The following is a 19,625-nucleotide window of genomic DNA, read 5'->3' as shown; positions in this document are numbered from 1 at the left end:
CTTCATCAATTCATGCTATCCCTTCGCGGGACTTCTCGACGTGGTAATAGGCCCACAGCAGCCGCGCCGCCACCGACCGCCAGGGCGACCAGGCGGCCGACATCTCCCGCAGGGCCGTATCCTTCGGGCGTTCGGGCAGGTCGAACAGCATCCGCGCCGCTTCCTGCAGCGCGAGGTCGCCGGGCGCGAAAACGTCCGCGCGGCCCAAAGAGAACATGGCGTAGATCTCGGCCGTCCAGATGCCGATGCCCTTGAGCTCGACCAGCCGCGCCACGACCTCGGCATCGGGCAGGTCGCGCAAGGCGACGTAATCGAGATCGGCCTCGGCCAGCGCACGGGCATAACGGATCTTGGGACGCGACAGGCCACAGCCGCGCAAGGCCTCGTCGTCCATCGCCATCAGCGCCCGCGCATCATGCGCCCCCGCCGCCTCGACCCGCGCCCAGATCCCGCGCGCCGCCGCGACCGACAGCTGCTGCGACACGATCGCCGACAGGAGCGCCTCGAACCCGTCGCCCCGCCTGCGCAGGGGCAGCGGCCCGGTTGCCTCGAGCGCGTGAGCGAAGCGCGGCTCGACCTCGGCCAGCCAGGCCGCGCCCTCCTCCACATCCGCCTCGCAGGTGATGATCCGCCCGACACTCATCGCATCGCCACCAGAACCTGCGGCAAGTCCGCGAGGCAAGTCACTGACGGACCGTCGAAATCCCCGACCCCGATCATCACGCAGGCGATTCCCGCCGCCGCCGCCGCCCGCGCGCCGGTCGCACTGTCCTCGACCACCACGGCGCGATCCGCAATCGCCCCGGTGCGCGCCAGCGCCTCCAGATAGACATCCGGGGCGGGCTTGGGCCGCGCCACATTCTCGCGGCTGACGACCCGGCCCTGGAAATACCGCTCCAGCCCCGTGCGGCGCAGCGTCACCTCCATCTTGCGCACCGGCCCGTTCGAGCCGACGGCGACCGCGATGCCCTCGCGCCCGCACCATTCGAGCAGCGTGTCCGCCCTCGGCATCGCCTCGACCTCGCGTTCCAGAACCGCAAACAGCTCCTCGTAGGTCCGGTCGAGCCAGTCCGGCTCCAGCCGCGCGCCCGCGCGCACCGCCGCCTCGCCGATCCCCGCAAGCGTCCCGCCCAGGAAATTCCGCTCGATATCCGCAACGCTCCACGCCACGCCCCGCGCCGCGAGGTTGTCGCGGATCGCCCGCGTGGTGATCGGCTCGCTGTCCACCAGCACCCCGTCGCAATCGAAGATCACCGCGTCGAGCCAGCCGGGCCGCCTTGTGTCGATACGCATCACGCGTTGATTTCTCCTCGGCAGAGGTCCACACCCGGACCCATGACCGAGATGACCGCCCCCCTTGTCGATGATCGCCGCACGATGCGCAACGTCGCCGTCCTCGTGGCGTCGCAGGGCCTGATGGGCGCGCAGATGCCCGTGGTCTTCGTGCTGGGCGGCCTCGCGGGCCAGATGCTGGCCCCGTCCCCGCTCTACGCCACCGCGCCGATCAGCGTGATCGTGCTGGTCTCGATGTTCTCGGCCCCCGTGCTGTCGCTGCTGATGGGCAAGTTCGGACGGCGCGCGGGCTTCCTCACGGGCGTGATCGCGGGCGGCATCGGCGCGGCGCTCAGCGTCGTGGCTCTCTACCAGGCGAGCTTCGCGCTGCTGATCGCGGGCCACGCGTTGACTGGCATCTATATGAGCGCGCAGGGCTTCTACCGCTTCGCCGCCACCGACACGGCGAGCGAGGCTCTGCGCCCCCGCGCGATCTCCTGGGTCATGGCGGGCGGCCTGATCTCGGCCATCCTCGGGCCGGAGGTCGTCAAGCTCTTCGGCGGCGCGCTCGCGCCCATCCCCTTCGCCGGGGCCTATCTCGCCGTCGTTGCCATCAACGCGCTCGGCGTGATCCTGCTCCTGTTCCTCGACGCGCCGCGCCCGCCGCAGCGCGCACCGGGGGCGAGCACCGGTCGCCCGTTGCGGGTGATCCTCACGCAGCCGCGCGTCTACACCGCGATCCTGTGCGCGATGGTCTCCTACGCGCTGATGAACCTGATGATGACCTCCACGCCGCTCGCCGTGGTCGGCTGCGGCTTCGGCACCGGGGACGCAGCCAACGTGGTGAAATACCACGTGCTCGCGATGTTCGGGCCCAGCTTCTTCACCGGCTCGCTGATCGCCCGGTTCGGAGCCGAGAAGATCGTGGCCATCGGCCTCGCCCTGCTGGGAGCCGCGGGCCTTGTGGCGCTGTCGGGCGTGGCGCTCGGGCAATTCTACGGCGCGCTGATCCTGCTGGGCCTCGGCTGGAATTTCGGATTCATCGGCGCGACCGCGATGCTGACCTCGGCCCATACGGCGGAGGAGCGGGCCAAGGTGCAGGGTCTCAACGACTTCCTCGTCTTCGGCCTCGTCACGGTGGCGAGCTTCTCCTCCGGCCTCCTGATGAACGGGGTCGGCGCGGGCGACGTGCTGCTGGGATGGCACGCGGTGAACTACGCGATGATCCCGTTCCTGGCGATCGCGGGCGGGGTGCTTATCGCCTATATGATCCGCACGCGGCTCAGCGCCCGCGCAGCGTCCTGACCAGAAGCCCGCCCCGCCTGCGGAACTCCGACACGTCCAGCCGGCCGAAGATCGCCGACGGGTCGCGTTGCACGGTGCGCAGGATGCGCGGTGCCTGCCACGCGGCGCGCAGCGCGGCCTTCGCATCCTCTGGCAGATCGCGCGGCACCGGTGCGATCCGGTCGAGCGCCCGCCCGGCCAGATCGCGCAGAACCTTCGCCACCGCGTCGGGCATCTTCCCCGCCAGCACCGCCTGCCGGTCGAGCCCGCCGGGCACCGGCAGCGGATCCCGGCCCGACGACCAGAGCACCGGCAGCGCCCGCATCAGCCCCGCCGCGCCCTGCGCCCAGCCGGTCCCACGCGCGAGGTCCACGGCATCGCCGCCCGTCGACCGCATGGCAAGCTCCATCAATCCGGCCGAGGTCGCGGCGAGATAGGCGTCGAGCGCCGCCGTCCCCACATGACCCGCCTCGTAGATGTCGAAGGCGCGCGCGTCGATCAGCGCGTCGAAGGCGAAGCGCGGCAGGTTCCGCGCTCCGATCACCTCGGCCAGCGGCGTAACGACCTCATGCCGCCGCGGCTCGGCCCCGGCATAGATTTCCCCGATCGCATCGCGCCACCACTGCAACCGGATCTCCGCCAGCCCCGGCTCGGACGTGACCCAGGGCGCCTTCGCCACCTCCGCGTTGAAGGCATAGAGCGGGAACAGCGCCGCCCGGCCCGCCTCGGACGCCGTCATCGCCGACAGGAAGCGGTCGGGATCGGCGCGCTCGACGATCTCGGCGCAGGGCTGCCAGCTCATGCGGGCTCCACGACGAAGACGGCATAGGCATAGGCATCCGAATGCCGGTCGAACAGGTCCACCTCCGCCGCCGCCCCATCCAGCACTTCGCGCAAGCCCGGGTCGGCATCGGGGCGCAAGGCCTCGACCCGTGCCCCGAGCGGCCCGAGATACTGCGTCCAGTCCTCCTTGGGCTGGACGAAATCCGAGACGACGCGGAATCCGGCTTCGGCCACACGTCCGCGCACTCCGTCGCGGTTGGTCATCTGCGGATATTCCATCCAGAACAGCTTGGCCGCCTCGGGCGGTGCCCGCTTGATCCAGACCACCTCGGAAAACACGATCCGGCCGCCCGGTTTCAACAGGTCGCGCCAGCGCCGCAGCCCTTCGGTCACGCCCAGAAAATAGAGCGCCCCTTCGCACAGGATCAGGTCGAGCGATCCGGGCGCGATCCCCGGATCGCCCATATCCGCCACCCGCGTCTCCAGTCGCCGCGACAGCCCTGCCGCATCCGCACGGTGCTGAAGCGTCTCTAGGTAAGGCGCGTGATTGTCCACCGCGATGACCTGCGCCTCGGGCATCGCGCGGAGCGCCACCAGGCTTGCCGCGCCCGGCCCGCAACCCATGTCCGCCAGCGTCACGGGCCCCTCGACCCCGGCCTCGGTCAGTGCGCGCAGCGTCGTCTCGTCCGAGCCCGGAGCCTCGCGCAGCAATCCCGAATGCAGCGTATAGATTGGATGACCGCTCATGGCGCGGACCCTAGCCCGCCAGCCGCCCGACCGTAAGCCCCTTCACTTCCGCCAAATATCCCCGCCGGAGGCATCCCGTCCTCTCAGACCGGCGCGCCATCGCGGATCAGCTTCCAGATCACCGCGTCCGACAACGCCTGGAAGCTTGCGTCCACGATGTTGGGCGAAACGCCGACCGTCGACCAACGACGGCCCTCCGCGTCCTCGCTGTCGATCAGCACGCGGGTCACGGCCTCGGTCCCGCCATTGGTGATGCGCACCTTGAAATCCACCAGCTTCATGTCGTCGATATAGGATTGGTAGCGTCCCAGATCGCGCTGCAGCGCCGCCGACAGCGCATGCACCGGCCCCTGGTCGGCCTCGCTCTCGGCGAAGAAGCTGTCGGCGGCGGAGATGATGCGCTCCCCCCCGATCTGCACCACGACGACGGCCTCGGACACGGTGATCGGCTCGCCGCGCGCGTTGCGGCGCTTCTCCACCGTCACGCGGTAGCGCTCCACCTCGAAGAAGCGGGGCAACTGCCCCAGCACCCGGCGCGCCAGCAGCTCGAACGATCCGCGCGCGCTGTCATAGGCGTAGCCCTGATCCTCGCGCGCCTTGATCTCGTCGAGGATCGCCGCGAGGCGCGGATCGCCCTTCTCCACCGCGATTCCCGCTTCGTCGAGACGGCGGCGCAGGTTGGACTGGCCCGCCTGGTTGCTCATCGGCACGACGCGCTGGTTGCCGACGATCTCGGGCGGGATGTGCTCGTAGGTGGTCGGGTCCTTCAGGATCGCGCTGGCGTGCAGCCCGGCCTTGTGGGTGAAGGCCGACGCCCCGACATAGGCCGCATGCCGGTTCGGCACCCGGTTGAGGATGTCGTCGAGCATCCGGCTGATCCGCGTCAGATCGTGCAGGCTGTCGGTCGCCACCCCGGTCTCGAACCGGCTGGCATAGGGCTCCTTGAGCAGCAGCGTCGGGATCAGCGCGGTCAGGTTGGCATTGCCGCAGCGCTCTCCCAGCCCGTTCAGCGTCCCCTGGATTTGCCGCGCACCCGCATCGACGGCGGCGAGGCTTCCGGCCACCGCGTTCTCGGTGTCGTTATGGGTGTGGATGCCCAGCCGATGCCCCGGCACGCCTGCCGCGATCACCTCGGCCACGATCCGACCGATCTCGCCCGGAAGCGTGCCGCCATTGGTGTCGCAGAGCACGACCCAGCGGCACCCCGCCTCCAGCGCATCGTGCAGGCAGGCGAGCGCGTAATCCGGGTTCGCCTTGTACCCGTCGAAGAAATGCTCTGCATCGAACAGAGCCTCGCGGCCCTGTGCTGTGATATGGGCGAAGCTGTCGCGGATATTCGCCCGGTTCTCCTCAAGTGTGATGCCGAGCGCGGTGTCCACGTGAAAGTCATGCGTCTTGCCCACGAGGCAGACCGCAGGCGTGTTGGCATTCAGCACGGCTGCCAGCACGTCGTCATTGTCGGCCGAACGCCCAGCCCGCTTGGTCATGCCGAAGGCGGTGAAGGTCGCGCGCCCGAAGGCAGGGGCGGCATCGAAGAACTCGCTGTCCGTGGGGTTCGCCCCCGGCCAGCCGCCCTCGACATAGTCGAGCCCCAGCGCATCGAGCGCCGCTGCGATCCGCCGCTTGTCGTCGAGCGAGAAGTCCACGCCATGCGTCTGCTGCCCGTCGCGCAGCGTGGTGTCGAAGAGGGTGAGGCGTTCGCGGGTCATGTGTAAGCCTTCTCAGAGCTGTTCCGCCCGGCGGGCACCGCCGGGCAGCCCCCGACCGCCCCGTCGCACCGGAGGTGCGCTCCTATGGAGCGACGCGGGGGCTTCACCCCCACCCGCGGTCGGGGGCTGCCCTCAGTACGTAGTGCATGGCTCATCCCAGCCCCTCCAGCTTCACAGCGTCGAACTCGGGCGTCAGCTCCCACTCCGCGCCGCCGCCCGTATCCTTCACCACGACACCCGCCGCCGCGAACCCGTCCCGGATAGCATCGGCCCGCACGAAATCCTTGGCCGCCCGCGCCTCCGCCCGCGCGGCGATCAGCGCCTCGATCCGGTCAGCGATCTCCTCCGACACGACGGGCTGGCCGACCCAGCCGCCCATGCCTTCGTCGAGCAGTCCGAGCATCTGCGCCCCCGCCTTCAGCCGCGCCGGGTCGCTCTCCCCGTGCAGCACCGCGATTGCACCCGCCGTGTTCAGGTCGTCCGCCAGCGCCGCGATCACGCCTTCCGGCACCTCGCCCACCGGCGCGCCGTCCGTGCGGGTGTGCCACTTGCGCAGCACCGTCTCCGCCTCCTCGACCGAGCGCTCGGTCCAGTCGAGCGGCGCGCGGTAATGCGTGCCGAGCAGCACCATCCGCGCCACCTCCCCCGGAACGCCGCGATCCAGGAGGTCGCGTACCGTGAAGAAATTGCCGAGGCTCTTGGACATCTTCGCGCCTTCGACCTGCAACATGCCGTTATGCATCCAGATCGAGGCCATCTCCGCCCCGTTGGCGCAGCGGCTCTGCGCGGCCTCGTTCTCGTGATGCGGGAACATCAGGTCGTTGCCGCCGCCGTGTATGTCGAAGCGGTCGCCGAAGGCCGCCTTGGACATGGCCGAGCACTCGATATGCCAGCCGGGCCGCCCCCGGCCCCAGGGGCTGTCCCAGCCGGGCGTGTCCGCATCCGACGGCTTCCAGAGCACGAAATCCATCGCGTCGCGCTTGTAGGGCGCGACCTCGACCCGCGCGCCCGCGATCATGTCCTTCACCTCGCGGTGGCTCAGCGAGCCGTAATCGGGGTCCGAGGAAACCGAGAACAGCACATGCCCCTCGGCGACATAGGCGTGGCCCTTGGCGATCAGTTCCTCGATCATCGCGATCATCTCGCCGATGCTCTCGGTCGCGCGGGGCATCCGGTCGGGCTCCAGCGCGCCGAGGGCCGCCATGTCCGACAGGTACCAGCCGATCGTCTCCTCGGTGATGTCGCGGATCGGCCGCCCGCTCTCCGCCGCGCGCGCGTTGATCTTGTCGTCCACATCCGTGAAGTTGCGCACGTAAGTCACCGCATCGGCACCGTAGACATGCCGCAGCAGGCGGTAGAGCACGTCGAAGCTCACCACCGCCCGCGCGTTGCCCAGATGCGCGCGGTCATAGACCGTCGGCCCGCAGACATACATGTTCACCCGCCCCGGCGTGACGGGGTCGAGCCGCTGCTTGCGCTTGCTCTTGGTGTCGTAGAGGTGGATTTCGGTCATGGTTCAGCCTTGGCAGGGGCGATCCCGCGCGGGCTTATCAGGTCGAGTTGTCTTGGGAAACGACGAAACCGCGCGGACGCTATGTCAGCGGGTAATGATGCACGCGATGTAGATCAGGATCGTCATGTCGGCGACCCTAGGCGCGATCGCGACACCATGCAAGCCTTGCCTTCGCGCGCCCGCGTCTCACTTGCTGCGGCGAGGAGGACAGCGCCCATGACCCCATCCGCCCGGCTGCGTGCCATTCCCGATCCCGCCGGCGACGCCTGGGCCGTGTTCGAGCGGGCCGTGGCGCTGAAAGCGGAGGGCCGCGACGTCACGATGCTTTCCATCGGCGATCACGACACCACCACCCCTCACCCGATCCTCGACGCGATGATCGCCTCGGCACGGGGCGGGCATACCGGCTACGCGGCGATGAGCGGCACACCCGGCCTGCGCGCCGCCATCGCCGAGCGGGCGAGCCTGCGCACCGGCGCCCCGCTCACGCCGGAGGCCGTGCTGGTGCTGCCGGGCGGGCAGTTCGCGCTGTTCGCGGCCCTGATGGCCGTGACCGATCCGGGCGACGCGGTGGTGCTGCTCGACCCCTACTACGCCACCTATCCGCTGACCGTGCGCAGCGCGGGCGCGGTGCCGCGCATCGCCCCCACCCGGCCCGATGCGGGGTTCCTGCCCGATCTCGACACGCTCGATGCAGCGATGTCGGGCGCGCGGGCGCTCATCCTCAATTCGCCCAACAACCCGACCGGCGCCGTCTATCCCCGCGCAGTGATGGAGCGGATCGCCGGGATGGCCATCCGCCACGACTGCACGATCATCTCGGACGAAGTCTATGACGGCCAGGTCTGGGAGGGCACGCATCTCAGCCCCCGCACCCTGCCCGGCATGGCCGAGCGCTGCATCGTCATCGGCTCCCTGTCGAAGAGCCATGTGATGACCGGGGCGCGTCTGGGCTGGCTGGTCGCGCCCGAGGGGACCGCGCTGGCCCTGCGCGACCTCGCGATCTCGACCACCTACGGCGTGCCCGGCTTCATCCAGGACGCCGCCGAATTCGCCCTGCGCGACGGCGACGCGATCGAGGCGGAGGCCGCCGCCCGCTACCGCCGCCGACGCGATCTGGCGGTCGAGGTGCTGGCAGGTTCCCCGGTCCGCGTCTCGCCGCCGCAGGGCGGGATGTACCTGATGCTCGACATCCGGCCCACGGGGTTGAGCGGGATCGACTTCGCCATGCGGCTCCTGGAGGAGACCGGCGTCGCCACCATGCCCGGCGAGGGGTTCGGGAAGGCCGCGGCAGGCCATCTGAGGGTCGCCCTGACGGTGGCGGATGAGAGACTCGCTGACGCATTGCGCAGGCTCGTCACCTTCGCGGGGACTTGTGCCGACTAGGCGAACCTAAGACGGTGAAAACAGGATTGGTGCGAGGCTCCGGACGACCTGCCGGAAGCGCTGGTGTCACCGACCCGAACGCAGCATTTGCCACATGAGGTGGGAAACAGCCCTGCTCAGCTTTCCGCCAGCGATCTGTTCAGGAAATCCATTCTGAACCGAATAGCCGGGCTCTTATCGGTGCTGAGCCGATCGCGAAAAACCATCATCTCGGGCGTCAAACTGTACCGATTGGCGACCAGGTAGTCCGCGGCGGTTCGCCGAACCTGTGCGGACTTGTCATTCATCGCAGCGGTAAGCACGTCCATGACCGGTATGTCGATGGTGACGACGCGACTCTCGAACGTTGGAACGCGGCGGGCCACGCCGAGTGCTTTGTTGACCCACTCCCGGCGGTGCCCGACATGCCACCTTGCACGCTTCGTCAAGAGCGTGTCGGCCGCGATCGCCCGCACGATCGGCGAGTCCGCATCCATCACGAGATCGCGCAGATACCCATCGAAATCAGACCTTCTGAGGATTAGACTCAGGCTTCGCCCGATCTTGCCGCTCCGCGCCGCGAGGAACTGCTCTTTCAATCTCGCGAGCACGTCCTCCCTGTAGATGTTTTCCAGCACGACGGAACGGGACGTGTCGGTCCACCTGCCGAAAAGCGTGGCTTGATGGATCAGGAAGAATGCCGCCTCGCTTATGGTCCGGGCATCCGAACTCGGGAGGAACTTTTTTGCATAGACTCTCGATGCGGCGCGGACGTTCTCGACCCAATCGTTCATCCGGTAGACGACCGCCGCCACCTCGAAGGGACTGTCGGGCGACGTGGGCAACGCCTCCATCGCGGCTTGGCGCAGGTATCCACTGCCATGAAACATGAAGAACCAGCCGAGATCGGGATGCTCCCGGAGAAGGGAGTCCGGCGTCTTGCGGGCGAGGCCGATCATATGCAGGAGTTGCGATTCGGCCCCGGTCGTCTTGGTGTCGAGATGCCAGGCAAACATCTGGCCGACGTCTCGGATTTCCGCTGCCGCGCGCGGCACGGCCTCTGCCGGAACGTCGCGCAACGCGGCTCTGAATGCCGATACCAGCGTCGGCGACACCGTCCGGCTCTGGACTGCCATCCCCAGATCATGCGTCAGCCGCTGCACGGTCTCCGGCAGGACGGACTCGCGCCGATGGGTGAAGAGATCGGGATAGGTGTGAACCCTTTTCATCGGTTTCCTCCGGGCAAGGCCTGCGCCGACGACCAGCCAGTAGTCACCGCCGCTTTTAAGCGCCGGATGCCGATACACGGAGCGGGAACCATCGCCTTCGACGTGGGGTGCTCTGCCGGCTTGCGAAAGAACACGCTCGAACCATGCACGGCCACGAAAGAGATTTACACCCGCTACGTAAGCTCTTTTGCGGCTTGAGCCACCTCGATACGAAAAGGGCGGTGACATTGCACCGCCCTTCCAATCAAGCCGCCTTGGCCTTTGGCCCGCCGCCGCCGCGGCGACGGTTGCGCCGTGGCTTGGCCGCGCCGTCCGGCTTCGGCCCACCGCCGCCACCGCCGCGGCGCCGGTTGCCGCGAGGCTTGGGCTCCTCACCGCGCACTCCGTCTGGCAGCAGACGCTCGCCGGTGATCTTCTCGACCGCGCGCATCTTCTTGACCTCGTCGGGTGCGCAGAGCGTGATCGCCACGCCTTCCGCCCCGTTGCGGGCCGTGCGTCCGATGCGGTGGACGTAGTTCTCGGGCTCGTCGGGCAGGTCGTAGTTCACGACGTGGGAGATGCCCTTCACGTCGATGCCGCGCGCGGCGATATCCGTCGCGACCAGCACCTTCACCACGCCCTGCTTGAACGCGCCGAGCGCGCGCTGGCGCGCGTTCTGCGCCTTGTTGCCGTGGATGGCCTCGGCGCGGATGCCGTCCTTCTCCAGGTTCTGCGCGACCCGGTCAGCACCGCGCTTGGTGCGGGCGAAGACGATGGCCCGCTCGACCTCGTCGGAGGCGACGATCTCGGCCAGACGGCGGCGCTTGGCGGGGCCGTCCATCAGCTCCAGCGACTGCTCGATGCGCTCGACTGTCGTGCTCTGCGGCGCGACCTCGACCCGCACGGGATTGGTCAAGAAGCTCTCGGCTAGTCCCGACACCTCGGAGGGCATCGTGGCGGAGAACAGCGCCGACTGCCGCCGCGGGTGCAGCATCGAGACGATGCGCTTGACCGGCTGGACGAAGCCCATGTCGAGCATCCGGTCCGCCTCGTCGAGCACCACGAACCGCACCTCGTCGAGCCGCACCTTGCGGTCGTCCACCAGGTCGAGCAACCGGCCCGGAGTCGCGATCAGCACATCGACGCCGCGCGACAGGGCGCGGATCTGCCCGCCCTTGCCGACGCCGCCCAGCACCAGGCAGGTCGACAGGCGTGCCCCACCGGCGAAGCGGCGGAACTCGTCCTGGATCTGCACGGCCAGTTCACGCGTGGGCGCGAGGATCAGCGCCCGCGCCGTGCCCGGCGTCGGACGGCCCTGCATGCCGAGGATGTTGTTGAGGATCGGCAGCGCGAAGGCCGCCGTCTTGCCCGTGCCCGTCTGCGCAAGGCCGAGGATGTCGCGCCCTTCGAGCTGCGGCCCGATGGCCTGCGCCTGGATCTCGGTCGGGGTGTCGAACCCGGCGCGTGCCAGAGCTTCGTTCAAGGGTCGTGCCAGCCCGAAGCTGGCGAAAGTCATGTCAGTCATACAAATCCCAAAAGGCCGCGTCGCACGCGGCAAGGCCCGGCCATCTTCGGGCCGGAAGTCATCATAAGCGATGTTCGGATCGATCCGCCCTCCCGGTCACGTCGGGGCCGCGCCAGTGGCGGCAGGGGGCGGACAGGGCTAGATGCCATCGCGCGGGGTCGTCACGTCTGTTCCGTGGAGCCGAACCCACGGCGCAGGCCCACATGGCCCGCGTTACGGTAGGGCTCATCTATGGGATGCGGCAGTGCAGCGCAACCCCCGCATCCGCGTCGCGTCGAGTCGGGGCGAGGATGGAGCCGGGGTTGTGCCCGCCCGCGCGATGCCCGATCTAGAGGCGAGACCCGATGAGAGGACCCGCCATGCAGCCCGACCGCGACACGATCCTGACCGCGCTTTCCGCCATTCCCGACCCCTCGGGCGAGGGCACCCTGGTCGACCGCGACCGGGTGCGCGCGCTCAGCGTCACGAACGGCGCGGTCCGCTTCGTGCTGGAAATGCCGGTGGAGCTGGCACGGCAGGGCGAGCCGACCCGCGCGGCGGCCGAGGCTGCGGTGCGCGCGCTCGACGGCGTGGACGCGGCCTCCGTGATCCTGACTGCCCATGCCGAACCGGGTGCCGCGCCTGCCGCGCCGCCCTCGCTCAAGGTCGGGCGCCACCCCACCCCGCAGGCCGGTCCGCAGAAGCTGGCGGGCATCAACCGCATCATCGCCATCGCCTCGGGCAAGGGCGGCGTGGGCAAGTCCACCGTCTCCTCCAACCTCGCCGTGGCGCTGGCGCGCGAGGGCAAGCGGGTCGGCCTGCTCGACGCCGACGTCTACGGCCCCTCGCAGCCGCGGATGCTGGGCGTGAACGCGCGCCCCGGCACCACCGATGGCCAGACGATCATACCCCTGCGCGCGCATGGCGTCACGGTCATGTCCATCGGCTTCATGCTGGAGGAGGATCAGGCCGTCGTCTGGCGCGGCCCGATGCTGATGGGCGCGCTCCAGCAATTCCTCAACCAGGTCGCGTGGGGCGAGCTCGACGTGCTGCTGGTGGACCTGCCGCCGGGCACCGGCGACGTGCAGCTGACGCTCGCGCAGAAGGCGGAGCTGACCGGCGCGCTCGTCGTCTCCACCCCGCAGGACATCGCGCTGCTAGACGCGCGCAAGGCGCTCGACATGTTCCGCAAGACCAAGACCCCCGTGCTCGGCATGATCGAGAACATGTCCACCTTCATCTGCCCCAAATGCGGCGAGGCGACGGACATCTTCGGCCACGGCGGCGCAAAGGCGGAAGCCGCGCGGCTCGACCTGCCCTTCCTGGGCGAGGTGCCGCTCGACATGGCGATCCGGCTGGCGGGGGACGGGGGCGCGCCGATCGTGGCGTCCGACCCGGACAGCGCGCAGGCGCAGGCCTTCACCGCGATCGCGCGTCGCCTGATCGAGGGCGGCATGGTATAGCTGCAACCTCCGGTTGCCCCACCGAAAGCGCAGTCTCGCCCAAATCATGTCACCTTTGCGACGTACCCCCCTCTCCATGTTCATGGAGTTCAACAGGCAGGATGACGTCTCCGTGCTCGACCGCGAGCGGCGGATCGATTTCGCACGACGCATCCTGAACCTCGCGTCGATCACCATCTCGATCTCGACCTCCGTGATCTGTTTGATGCTGGTCTTCGTGCTGGGCGAGCCGCAGGCGGTTGTCATGCCGATCATGATCGGCTCGCTCGCCTTCCTGTTGATCCCCGTGGCGCTGAGCCGCGGGATGCGCTTCGAGCTGGCGCGCGGCGTGTTCTTCGGCGTGACGCTGGCGGTGATCCTGGGCATCGGGCTGCTGCCCGCCGAGGGCATCGCCTACGGCTTCGTGGGATACCTGCCGGTGTTCATCTGCATCGGCGGCATGGTCTATTCGCGCACCGGGATCGTGGTGTTGACGGGCCTGTCGGTGCTTGTCATCGCGATCATCGCGGGGGTCGAGCTGACCCGCCTGCCCATCGAGCGGGAGATCGTGGCCGCAGGCTCGATCGCCACCATCGCCGTGCGGCACATGATGGTGGTCCTGTTCTCGGGCGTGCTGGTCATCGTTGCGATGGGTCTCTACCTCGACGTGCTCGATCGTTTGCGCGCCGCGCGCGACCAGGCCCGCCGCGCGGCGGAAAGCAAGACGACCTTCCTCGCCAATGTCAGTCACGAGGTGCGCACGCCGCTCTCGGCCATCCTCGGCATGGCCGAGATCCTGCGCGACACCGACCTGACCGATGATCAGCGCAGCAAGGTCGAGACCATCGAGGAAAGCGGCACCACGCTTCTGGAGATGCTCAACGACATCCTCGACATCTCCCGGCTCGAAGCCAACCGGATGCCCATCGTGCAGGCGCGTCAGGATACGTCCGACCTCTTCGCCGGCATCGAGCGGCTCTGGGGTCCGATCGCGGCGGACAAGGGGCTCGACCTGCTGATCGACTACGACATGAGCCTGCCCGAGGCGGTCGAGATCGACGCCCAGCGTTTCCGTCAGTGCATGAACAACCTGATGTCGAACGCGGTGAAGTTCACACCGGAGGGCCAGATCCGCGTCGCCCCCCGCTGGATCGACCGCGAGGGTCAGCCCACGCGGCTGGTCGTCGACGTCCATGACACGGGCATCGGCATGTCAGCGGAAGCGGCGACCCAGCTCTTCACCCCGTTCGGGCAGGCCGATCCGCAGATCGTGCAGGATTTCGGCGGCTCGGGCCTGGGCCTCGTCATCACGCGGCAGCTCGCCCGGATGATGGGGGGCGACCTGACCTTCAAGTCGGTCGAGGGTCAGGGGACGATCTTCACCCTCACCCTCGCCGTCCGCGCCCTGGTGCCCGAGGCTCCGCGCCCGCGCTTCACCGCCAGCGGTCTGCGGGTGCTGGTGGCAGACGACATTCCCACCAATCTGATGATCGCCGCGACCTACATGCGCAGTCTCGGCGCGCAAGTCGAGGAGGCGACAAGCGGCGCTCAGGCGCTCGATCTGATGCGCAACCAGGTCTTCGACCTCGTCGTTCTCGACATGCACATGCCCGACACGAACGGGACCTGGGTGCTCGACCGGGCCCGCGCCCTGCGCCGCCCGGCCCCGCCCATCGTGATGATCACCGCCGGCGCGACCGAAGCGGAGATGGACCGCGCCCGCCAGCTGGGCGCGCGCGACATCCTGCTCAAGCCCCTGACGCCCGCCATGCTCGAATCGCTGCTGTCGCGCTTCGCCGCCTGACGCTTGCACGGGCGGTCGCGCCTTGATACTCCGGCGCGACCCTTCGATTTCTCGCGAGAAAGAGGCCCCGAGCCATGCCCAAGATCAACGGCAACGAAATCCGTCCCGGCAACGTGCTGGAACATAATGGCGGCCTGTGGGTCGCGGTGAAGGTCGCGCATGTCAAGCCCGGCAAGGGCGGCGCCTTTGCGCAGGTCGAGATGAAGAACCTGCGCAACGGCTCCAAGCTCAACGAACGCTTCCGCTCGGCGGACAAGGTCGAGCGCGTGCGGCTGGAGCAGAAGGACCAGCAGTTCCTCTACGAGACCGACGGCATGCTCGTCTTCATGGATAACGAGACCTTCGAGCAGATCGAGATTCCGGCCGACATCCTCGGCGACCGCCGCCCCTTCCTGCAGGACGGCATGACCGTGCAGGTCGAGTATTACGAGAGCGAGGCGCTCAGTGCCTCCCTGCCCGAGCGCGTGACCTGCACCATCGTCGAGACCGAGCCGGTGGTGAAGGGGCAGACCGCCGCCAACTCCTTCAAGCCCGCCACACTCGACAACGGCGTGCGCGTCATGGTCCCACCCTTCGTCGCGCAGGACGAGGCGATCGTCGTCTCGACCGAAACGATGGAATATGTCGAGCGGGCCTGACGTGGTCTGACAAGATGCCTCGCGGGCGCGCGGTCAGGATATCTTCGCGCCCGCACCTGCCTCGATTTGAGTGAAGCAAGGGCACGTGCGACGTAATCCCGTCTAGGCGGGTCGCCGTACGCGTCGGCAAATTCTTCCTGCAGGCATTCCGGCCGCAAGGGTCGTCGGTCCGAGCGATCGACTCCCAAAAGGCCCCTAGAGACTAGCAGTCGCCAATCGCACCCGGCCGGAGCTCACTCGTCGATCGTCGCAGGCGGGACCGGCATTATCAGTTCGAATCGCAACCCGCGCGGGCCGATCTCGCGCCGGACGGTGCCGCGCAGCGTACGGATGCAGTGCTGCATGACGGCGGAGCCGAACCCCTCCCCCCCGTCATTCAAAGGCCGCTCGTCATCGGCCGTCTCGGTCCAGATCAGGATGACCTCATCCTCGCCACGACGCTCGGTATCGACCTCCAGCCGACCGCCCCGCATGCCGAGCGCCCCGTGGCGGGCCGCGTTTGTTGCCAGCTCGTAGAGCAGCATGGCCAACGCCGAGACGTCGCGCGGCGTCACCGCGACATGTTCGTTGCCGGTGATCAGGATCTCGGCGCGCGCGGGCTCCGGCCGGTCTAGCCAAGGCGCAAGCGCGGCGCGCGCCACGCTCAGCATGGGGATCGGCTGATCGGAGTCGCGGTTCGATCGCGCCAGATCGGCCGAAAGCTTGTGGGCGTCCGCCATCGCCTGGACCTGCGCCTTGAGTGTCCCGGCGAAGCTCGTCCCGTCGCCGCTCGTACGCTCGCCCAGGTTTATCAACGCGCGGATCACCGCGAAGGCGTTCTTTACCCGGTGATCCATTTCGCTGGCCAGCGCCGTCAGCTGCGCTTCGGCCGTCTTCTCGACCGTGACGTCGCGGGTCACGCCGATCATGCGCAGCGGCTCACCATCCTCGGACCGGGAGGTGACGCGTCCGCGCCCACCCAGCCAACGTATGACATCGGCGCCGGTGTCGGGATCGCGCCTCACTTCGCGGAACTCCATCGCGAACTCGCCATCGCCCTGCATCGCCTGCTCCAACGCCGCCTGCACGCTCGGCAGGTCATCGGGATGGATCGCCTCGAACACCTTGTCCGAAGGCCAGGGCTGCGCGTCGTAGTCGAGGTCAAACAGATCGGCCAGGAACGGGTCGCCCGTCGTCTCGTTCGCGGCGATGTCCCACTCCCAGCAGCCCAGCCCGCCCGCGTCCAGCGCCAGCATGGCCCGGATCGCGGCCTGCGAGTCGTCGTAATGCGACAGCCGGTCGGACCGGTCTTTACCCCCCGGCTCGTCGACCTTAGACACCCGCGGTTCCCACGGCCCGCGCCTGCGCCCCGTCGACGCCCAGCATCCGTTGCGTCACCGCGTCGACCAGCAGGGTCTCGGGCGCCGGTTTCGACAAGGCAAGCGCCTCGGGGAAACGAGTTTCGATCTCGCTCGTGTTGGCATGGCCCGAATGGAAGATCACCGGGATGCCACGCTTGGTCAGCGCCTCCGCCGCCGGAAAGACCTCGCCATCGGGCAGCCGCACGTCCAGCACCGCGGCACTGAACGCCTGATCGCCCCCGGCGATCTCCATCGCTTCGGCGAGGCTCGCCACACCAGTGACCGACGCCCCCAGTTTCTCGAACATCATGGTCAGGTCGAGAAGGATGAAGAACTCGTCCTCGACAATCAGGATATCGCACCCTGTCAGCCTGCCATCCATTCCGCCCTCGTCCTCTGGTAATTTTTTTGGAAGTCGCACTCAAGCTGCGTACCTAGCACCCGCCATGTGCACGTCCATAGGACTGAGCGATATTAACCTTTTTTAACGCATGCTTACGGGACATCCGGAAGCTTCCGCGCGACCGCAGCACCAGCCGGGGAAGAGGGTCTTCGCCGCGCCTTGTCGGCAAAAAGAAGAACACGCATGAAACTCCCCGCCCGGCCCCGCCGTGGCTCGAACATGAAACAGCATAGAGACCCGGCCCTGCGCCCCTACGAGAAGATCATGGTCGTCGTTGCCGCGGCGCTGCTGATGCTGGCTGCCACCGCCGCCGCCTTCGTCGCCCCGCCACACGAGGGACCCGTGGTCGTCCGCCTGGTCCTGCCGACGCTCATCCAGGGCTCGAACTGAACGGCGCGCGCACCCCGACCCTTGCGCGCACCCTTGCGCTCGGAGGCGCGGCGGGCTACCTCCGCGCCCTGACCGTCCGTATGAGCCAGGGGTGCCCCCGATGTCCGTCGCTTCCGCAAACGTGAACCTGATGATCAAGGCCGCCCGCAAGGCGGCGCGTGGCCTCGTGCGCGATTTCGGCGAGGTCGAGAACCTGCAGGTCTCGATGAAGGGCGCGGGCGATTTCGTCAGCCGCGCCGACATGAAGGCCGAGGAGATCATCCGCACCGAACTGCTCGAAGGGCGCCCCAACTACGGCTACCTGGGCGAGGAGACGGCCGAGGTGAAGGGCACCGATCCCACCCGCCGCTGGATCGTCGATCCGCTCGACGGCACCACCAACTTCCTGCACGGCCTGCCGCACTGGGCGATCTCCATCGCGCTCGAGCACAAGGGAGAGATCGTCGCGGGCGTCGTCTACGACCCGGCCAAGGACGAGATGTTCGTGGCCGAGAAGGGCAATGGCTGCTGGCTCAACGACCGCCGCCTGCGCGTGTCGGCGCGGCGCGACATGATCGAGATGATCTTCGCCACCGGCATCCCCTTCGCCAACAAGGGCGATCTGCCCGAGACGCTGCGCGACCTGGGCCGCCTGATGCCCCACTGCGCGGGCGTGCGTCGTTGGGGCGCCGCCTCGCTCGACCTCGCCTACGTGGCCGCCGGTCGCTATGACGGGTTCTGGGAGCGTCGCCTGCAGCCGTGGGATTTCGCCGCGGGCCTGATCTTGGTCAAGGAAGCAGGCGGCCTGACCGCCAGCATCGACACCGACCGGTCGATCCTCGACTCCGGCTCCCTGATCGCGGCGAACGAGCCGGTCTTCGACCGCTTCGCCAAGGTCATCCGAGGCGCATGATCCGCGCGGGCCTCATCGCCCTCCTGCCCTGCGCGGCGCTCGCGCAGGACCTCGAAAGCGCCGTCTCCGCCTGTGCGGGGCTGCAGGGCCGCCTCGACCGGCTCGATTGCTACGATGCGATCCCGCCCGCCTTCGGCATCCTCGCGCAGGACGGCAATTCCTGGCGGCTCGACACCAGCCCCGATGCGGACGGCACGCCGATGATCGCACTGCGCCTCGCGGCGCTGTCGGGGGCCAGCGCATTCGGCGACCCGGTGGAGCTCGTCGCCCGCTGCCGTGCGAACACTACGCAGATGTTCGTGCGCTGGCACAGCTATCTCGGCACCGACGGGGCGGAGGGCACCACCGCGACCAAGCGCGTGACCCTCGCCCTCGACGATGCCGCCGAAGCCACGCAGGACTGGCCCGTCTCCGCGGATGTCGAGGCGACCTTCACCCCCGAATGGGCCGGGGGCCTGCTGCGGCAGATGGCCGAGGCGGAGCGGCTGCGCATCGCCGTGACGCCCTATGACGGCACGCGCATCACCGCGCTGTTCGACCTTCGCGGGCTGGAGGCGGCCATCGCCCCGCTGACCGAGGCGTGCAACTGGCAGCTCTAGCCGCGCCGCACCACCGCCTCCCCCGCCATCATCTCGCCGCCCGCGCGGTCGAAGCGCAGATAGGCGATCCCCCGCCCCCCGGCCTGCGTATAGAGCGTTCCGGCAGGTTTCTCCCCGGCCATGATCTCGGTGCCCACCGGCGCGGCACCCTCGACCTCCACGCCGACCAGCCCCTTGCGCAGCTCGGTCTTGTGCTTCATCCGCGCCGTGACCTCCTGCCCGACATAGCAGCCCTTGCGGAAATCGACGCCCGACAGCCGCTCGAACCCGGCCTCCACCAGGTAGGTCTCGTTCGGGATCAGCTCGATGCCGGTCTCGGGCACCACGCCCGCCACGCGCCGCCTGTCGTAGTCCGCGCGGTCCATGCCACCGGTCGCGCCGTAATGCCGCCAGCCCATCCCGTCCCAACGCGGATCGGGCATCGCGCCCTCCACGGCGTCGGCGAGCGCCGCGACCGTCATCTCAACCGGCGCGATCTCGACCTTCGCCCGTAGCTTGTACATCTTCAGCCGCTGCAACAGCCCCGCCGCCAGCCCGTTGGCCACGTCGAGGAAGTAGTCCTCGCCTTCCCGCCACAGGAAGAAATCGGCGAGGTACTTGCCCTGCGGCGTCAAGAGCGCGGCATAGGCGAGCCCTTCATCCGCCCGTTTCACATCGTTGGAAATCAACCCCTGCAGGAAGTCGCGCGCCTCCGCGCCGCTCACCTTCAGGATCTGCCGGTCGGCCAGTGCA

The 19,625-nt window shown here is 68.5% G+C and carries 19 protein-coding genes; 8 read left to right on the top strand and 11 right to left on the bottom strand.

What is annotated here, in order from left to right; all coding sequences use genetic code 11:
* Positions 1-10 precede the first annotated feature (10 nt).
* The gene (locus tag RX333_RS07215) at positions 11-643 is read right to left on the bottom strand and encodes a DNA-3-methyladenine glycosylase 2 family protein (RefSeq protein WP_316014251.1); all 633 of its coding nucleotides are present in this window, start codon (positions 641-643) and stop codon (positions 11-13) included.
* The gene (locus RX333_RS07210; protein WP_316014250.1) at positions 640-1,293 is read right to left on the bottom strand and encodes an HAD family phosphatase; all 654 of its coding nucleotides are present in this window, start codon (positions 1,291-1,293) and stop codon (positions 640-642) included. Before RX333_RS07210 ends, RX333_RS07215 begins: the two co-directional genes overlap by 4 nt.
* Positions 1,294-1,335: 42 nt before the next feature.
* On the opposite strand from RX333_RS07210, the gene RX333_RS07205 reads away from it, so the two are divergent.
* Positions 1,336-2,577: an MFS transporter gene (locus RX333_RS07205; RefSeq protein ID WP_316014249.1), complete on the top strand. Its 1,242-nt coding sequence runs from the start codon at positions 1,336-1,338 to the stop codon at positions 2,575-2,577.
* On the opposite strand, the gene RX333_RS07200 is transcribed toward RX333_RS07205, so the two are convergent.
* The 4 genes from RX333_RS07200 to cysS form a co-directional block, all read right to left on the bottom strand.
* Positions 2,555-3,358 (bottom strand): phytoene/squalene synthase family protein, encoded by an 804-nt coding sequence (locus tag RX333_RS07200; RefSeq protein WP_316014248.1) that lies wholly within the window; start codon positions 3,356-3,358, stop codon positions 2,555-2,557. The genes RX333_RS07205 and RX333_RS07200 overlap by 23 nt on opposite strands.
* A complete protein-coding gene (locus RX333_RS07195) occupies positions 3,355-4,086 on the bottom strand; it encodes a class I SAM-dependent methyltransferase (protein WP_316014247.1) in 732 nt (243 codons plus the stop codon). Before RX333_RS07195 ends, RX333_RS07200 begins: the two co-directional genes overlap by 4 nt.
* Before the next feature lie 83 nt (positions 4,087-4,169).
* Positions 4,170-5,795: a citramalate synthase gene (cimA, locus tag RX333_RS07190; protein ID WP_316014246.1), complete on the bottom strand. Its 1,626-nt coding sequence runs from the start codon at positions 5,793-5,795 to the stop codon at positions 4,170-4,172.
* A 151-nt stretch (positions 5,796-5,946) separates the two neighbouring features.
* The gene (gene cysS / locus RX333_RS07185) at positions 5,947-7,308 is read right to left on the bottom strand and encodes a cysteine--tRNA ligase (protein ID WP_316014245.1); all 1,362 of its coding nucleotides are present in this window, start codon (positions 7,306-7,308) and stop codon (positions 5,947-5,949) included.
* A gap of 216 nt (positions 7,309-7,524) precedes the next feature.
* On the opposite strand from cysS, the gene RX333_RS07180 reads away from it, so the two are divergent.
* A complete protein-coding gene (locus RX333_RS07180; protein WP_316014244.1) occupies positions 7,525-8,694 on the top strand; it encodes a pyridoxal phosphate-dependent aminotransferase in 1,170 nt (389 codons plus the stop codon).
* 116 nt (positions 8,695-8,810) lie between these two features.
* Here RX333_RS07180 and RX333_RS07175 read toward each other — a convergent pair whose 3' ends face one another.
* A complete protein-coding gene (locus RX333_RS07175) occupies positions 8,811-9,902 on the bottom strand; it encodes a hypothetical protein (RefSeq protein ID WP_316014243.1) in 1,092 nt (363 codons plus the stop codon).
* A 244-nt stretch (positions 9,903-10,146) separates the two neighbouring features.
* Positions 10,147-11,406: a DEAD/DEAH box helicase gene (locus RX333_RS07170; protein ID WP_316014242.1), complete on the bottom strand. Its 1,260-nt coding sequence runs from the start codon at positions 11,404-11,406 to the stop codon at positions 10,147-10,149.
* Positions 11,407-11,765: 359 nt separating this feature from the next.
* On the opposite strand from RX333_RS07170, the gene RX333_RS07165 reads away from it, so the two are divergent.
* The 3 genes from RX333_RS07165 (at position 11,766) to efp (ending at position 15,269) form a co-directional block, all read left to right on the top strand.
* Positions 11,766-12,848 (top strand): Mrp/NBP35 family ATP-binding protein, encoded by a 1,083-nt coding sequence (locus RX333_RS07165; protein ID WP_316014275.1) that lies wholly within the window; start codon positions 11,766-11,768, stop codon positions 12,846-12,848.
* A gap of 82 nt (positions 12,849-12,930) precedes the next feature.
* A complete protein-coding gene (locus RX333_RS07160) occupies positions 12,931-14,631 on the top strand; it encodes an ATP-binding protein (protein WP_316014241.1) in 1,701 nt (566 codons plus the stop codon).
* 74 nt (positions 14,632-14,705) lie between these two features.
* On the top strand, positions 14,706-15,269 hold the full coding sequence (efp, locus tag RX333_RS07155) for an elongation factor P (RefSeq protein WP_316014240.1): 564 nt from the start codon (positions 14,706-14,708) through the stop codon (positions 15,267-15,269).
* Positions 15,270-15,502: 233 nt separating this feature from the next.
* Here efp and RX333_RS07150 read toward each other — a convergent pair whose 3' ends face one another.
* Together RX333_RS07150 and RX333_RS07145 are read right to left on the bottom strand one after the other, a co-directional pair.
* Entirely contained in the window at positions 15,503-16,588 is a 1,086-nt protein-coding gene (locus tag RX333_RS07150) for a sensor histidine kinase (protein ID WP_316014239.1), read from the bottom strand.
* Positions 16,581-16,991, bottom strand: a complete 411-nt coding sequence (locus tag RX333_RS07145; protein WP_316014238.1) for a response regulator — start codon at positions 16,989-16,991, stop codon at positions 16,581-16,583. Before RX333_RS07145 ends, RX333_RS07150 begins: the two co-directional genes overlap by 8 nt.
* 240 nt (positions 16,992-17,231) lie before the next feature.
* On the opposite strand from RX333_RS07145, the gene RX333_RS07140 reads away from it, so the two are divergent.
* From RX333_RS07140 to RX333_RS07130, 3 genes are all read left to right on the top strand, one after another.
* Positions 17,232-17,402: a hypothetical protein gene (locus RX333_RS07140; RefSeq protein WP_316014237.1), complete on the top strand. Its 171-nt coding sequence runs from the start codon at positions 17,232-17,234 to the stop codon at positions 17,400-17,402.
* Positions 17,403-17,502: 100 nt separating this feature from the next.
* The gene (locus RX333_RS07135) at positions 17,503-18,294 is read left to right on the top strand and encodes an inositol monophosphatase family protein (protein WP_316014236.1); all 792 of its coding nucleotides are present in this window, start codon (positions 17,503-17,505) and stop codon (positions 18,292-18,294) included.
* Positions 18,291-18,893 carry a type VI secretion system-associated protein TagO gene (locus tag RX333_RS07130; protein ID WP_316014235.1) on the top strand — a complete coding sequence of 201 codons (603 nt, stop codon included), beginning with the start codon at positions 18,291-18,293 and terminating at the stop codon, positions 18,891-18,893. Before RX333_RS07135 ends, RX333_RS07130 begins: the two co-directional genes overlap by 4 nt.
* Here the strand turns inward: RX333_RS07130 and RX333_RS07125 are convergent.
* Positions 18,890-19,621, bottom strand: a complete 732-nt coding sequence (locus tag RX333_RS07125; protein ID WP_316014274.1) for a folate-binding protein — start codon at positions 19,619-19,621, stop codon at positions 18,890-18,892. The two genes, RX333_RS07130 and RX333_RS07125, sit on opposite strands and share 4 nt — an antisense overlap.
* Positions 19,622-19,625: the final 4 nt, after the last annotated feature.

The organism is Roseobacter sp. HKCCA0434 (assembly GCF_032464675.1).
In the GTDB taxonomy this organism is placed as follows: Bacteria; Pseudomonadota; Alphaproteobacteria; order Rhodobacterales; family Rhodobacteraceae; genus Pontivivens.
The sequence above is the reverse complement of the archived record's forward strand: the minus strand, read 5'-3'. Positions and strand labels throughout refer to the sequence as shown.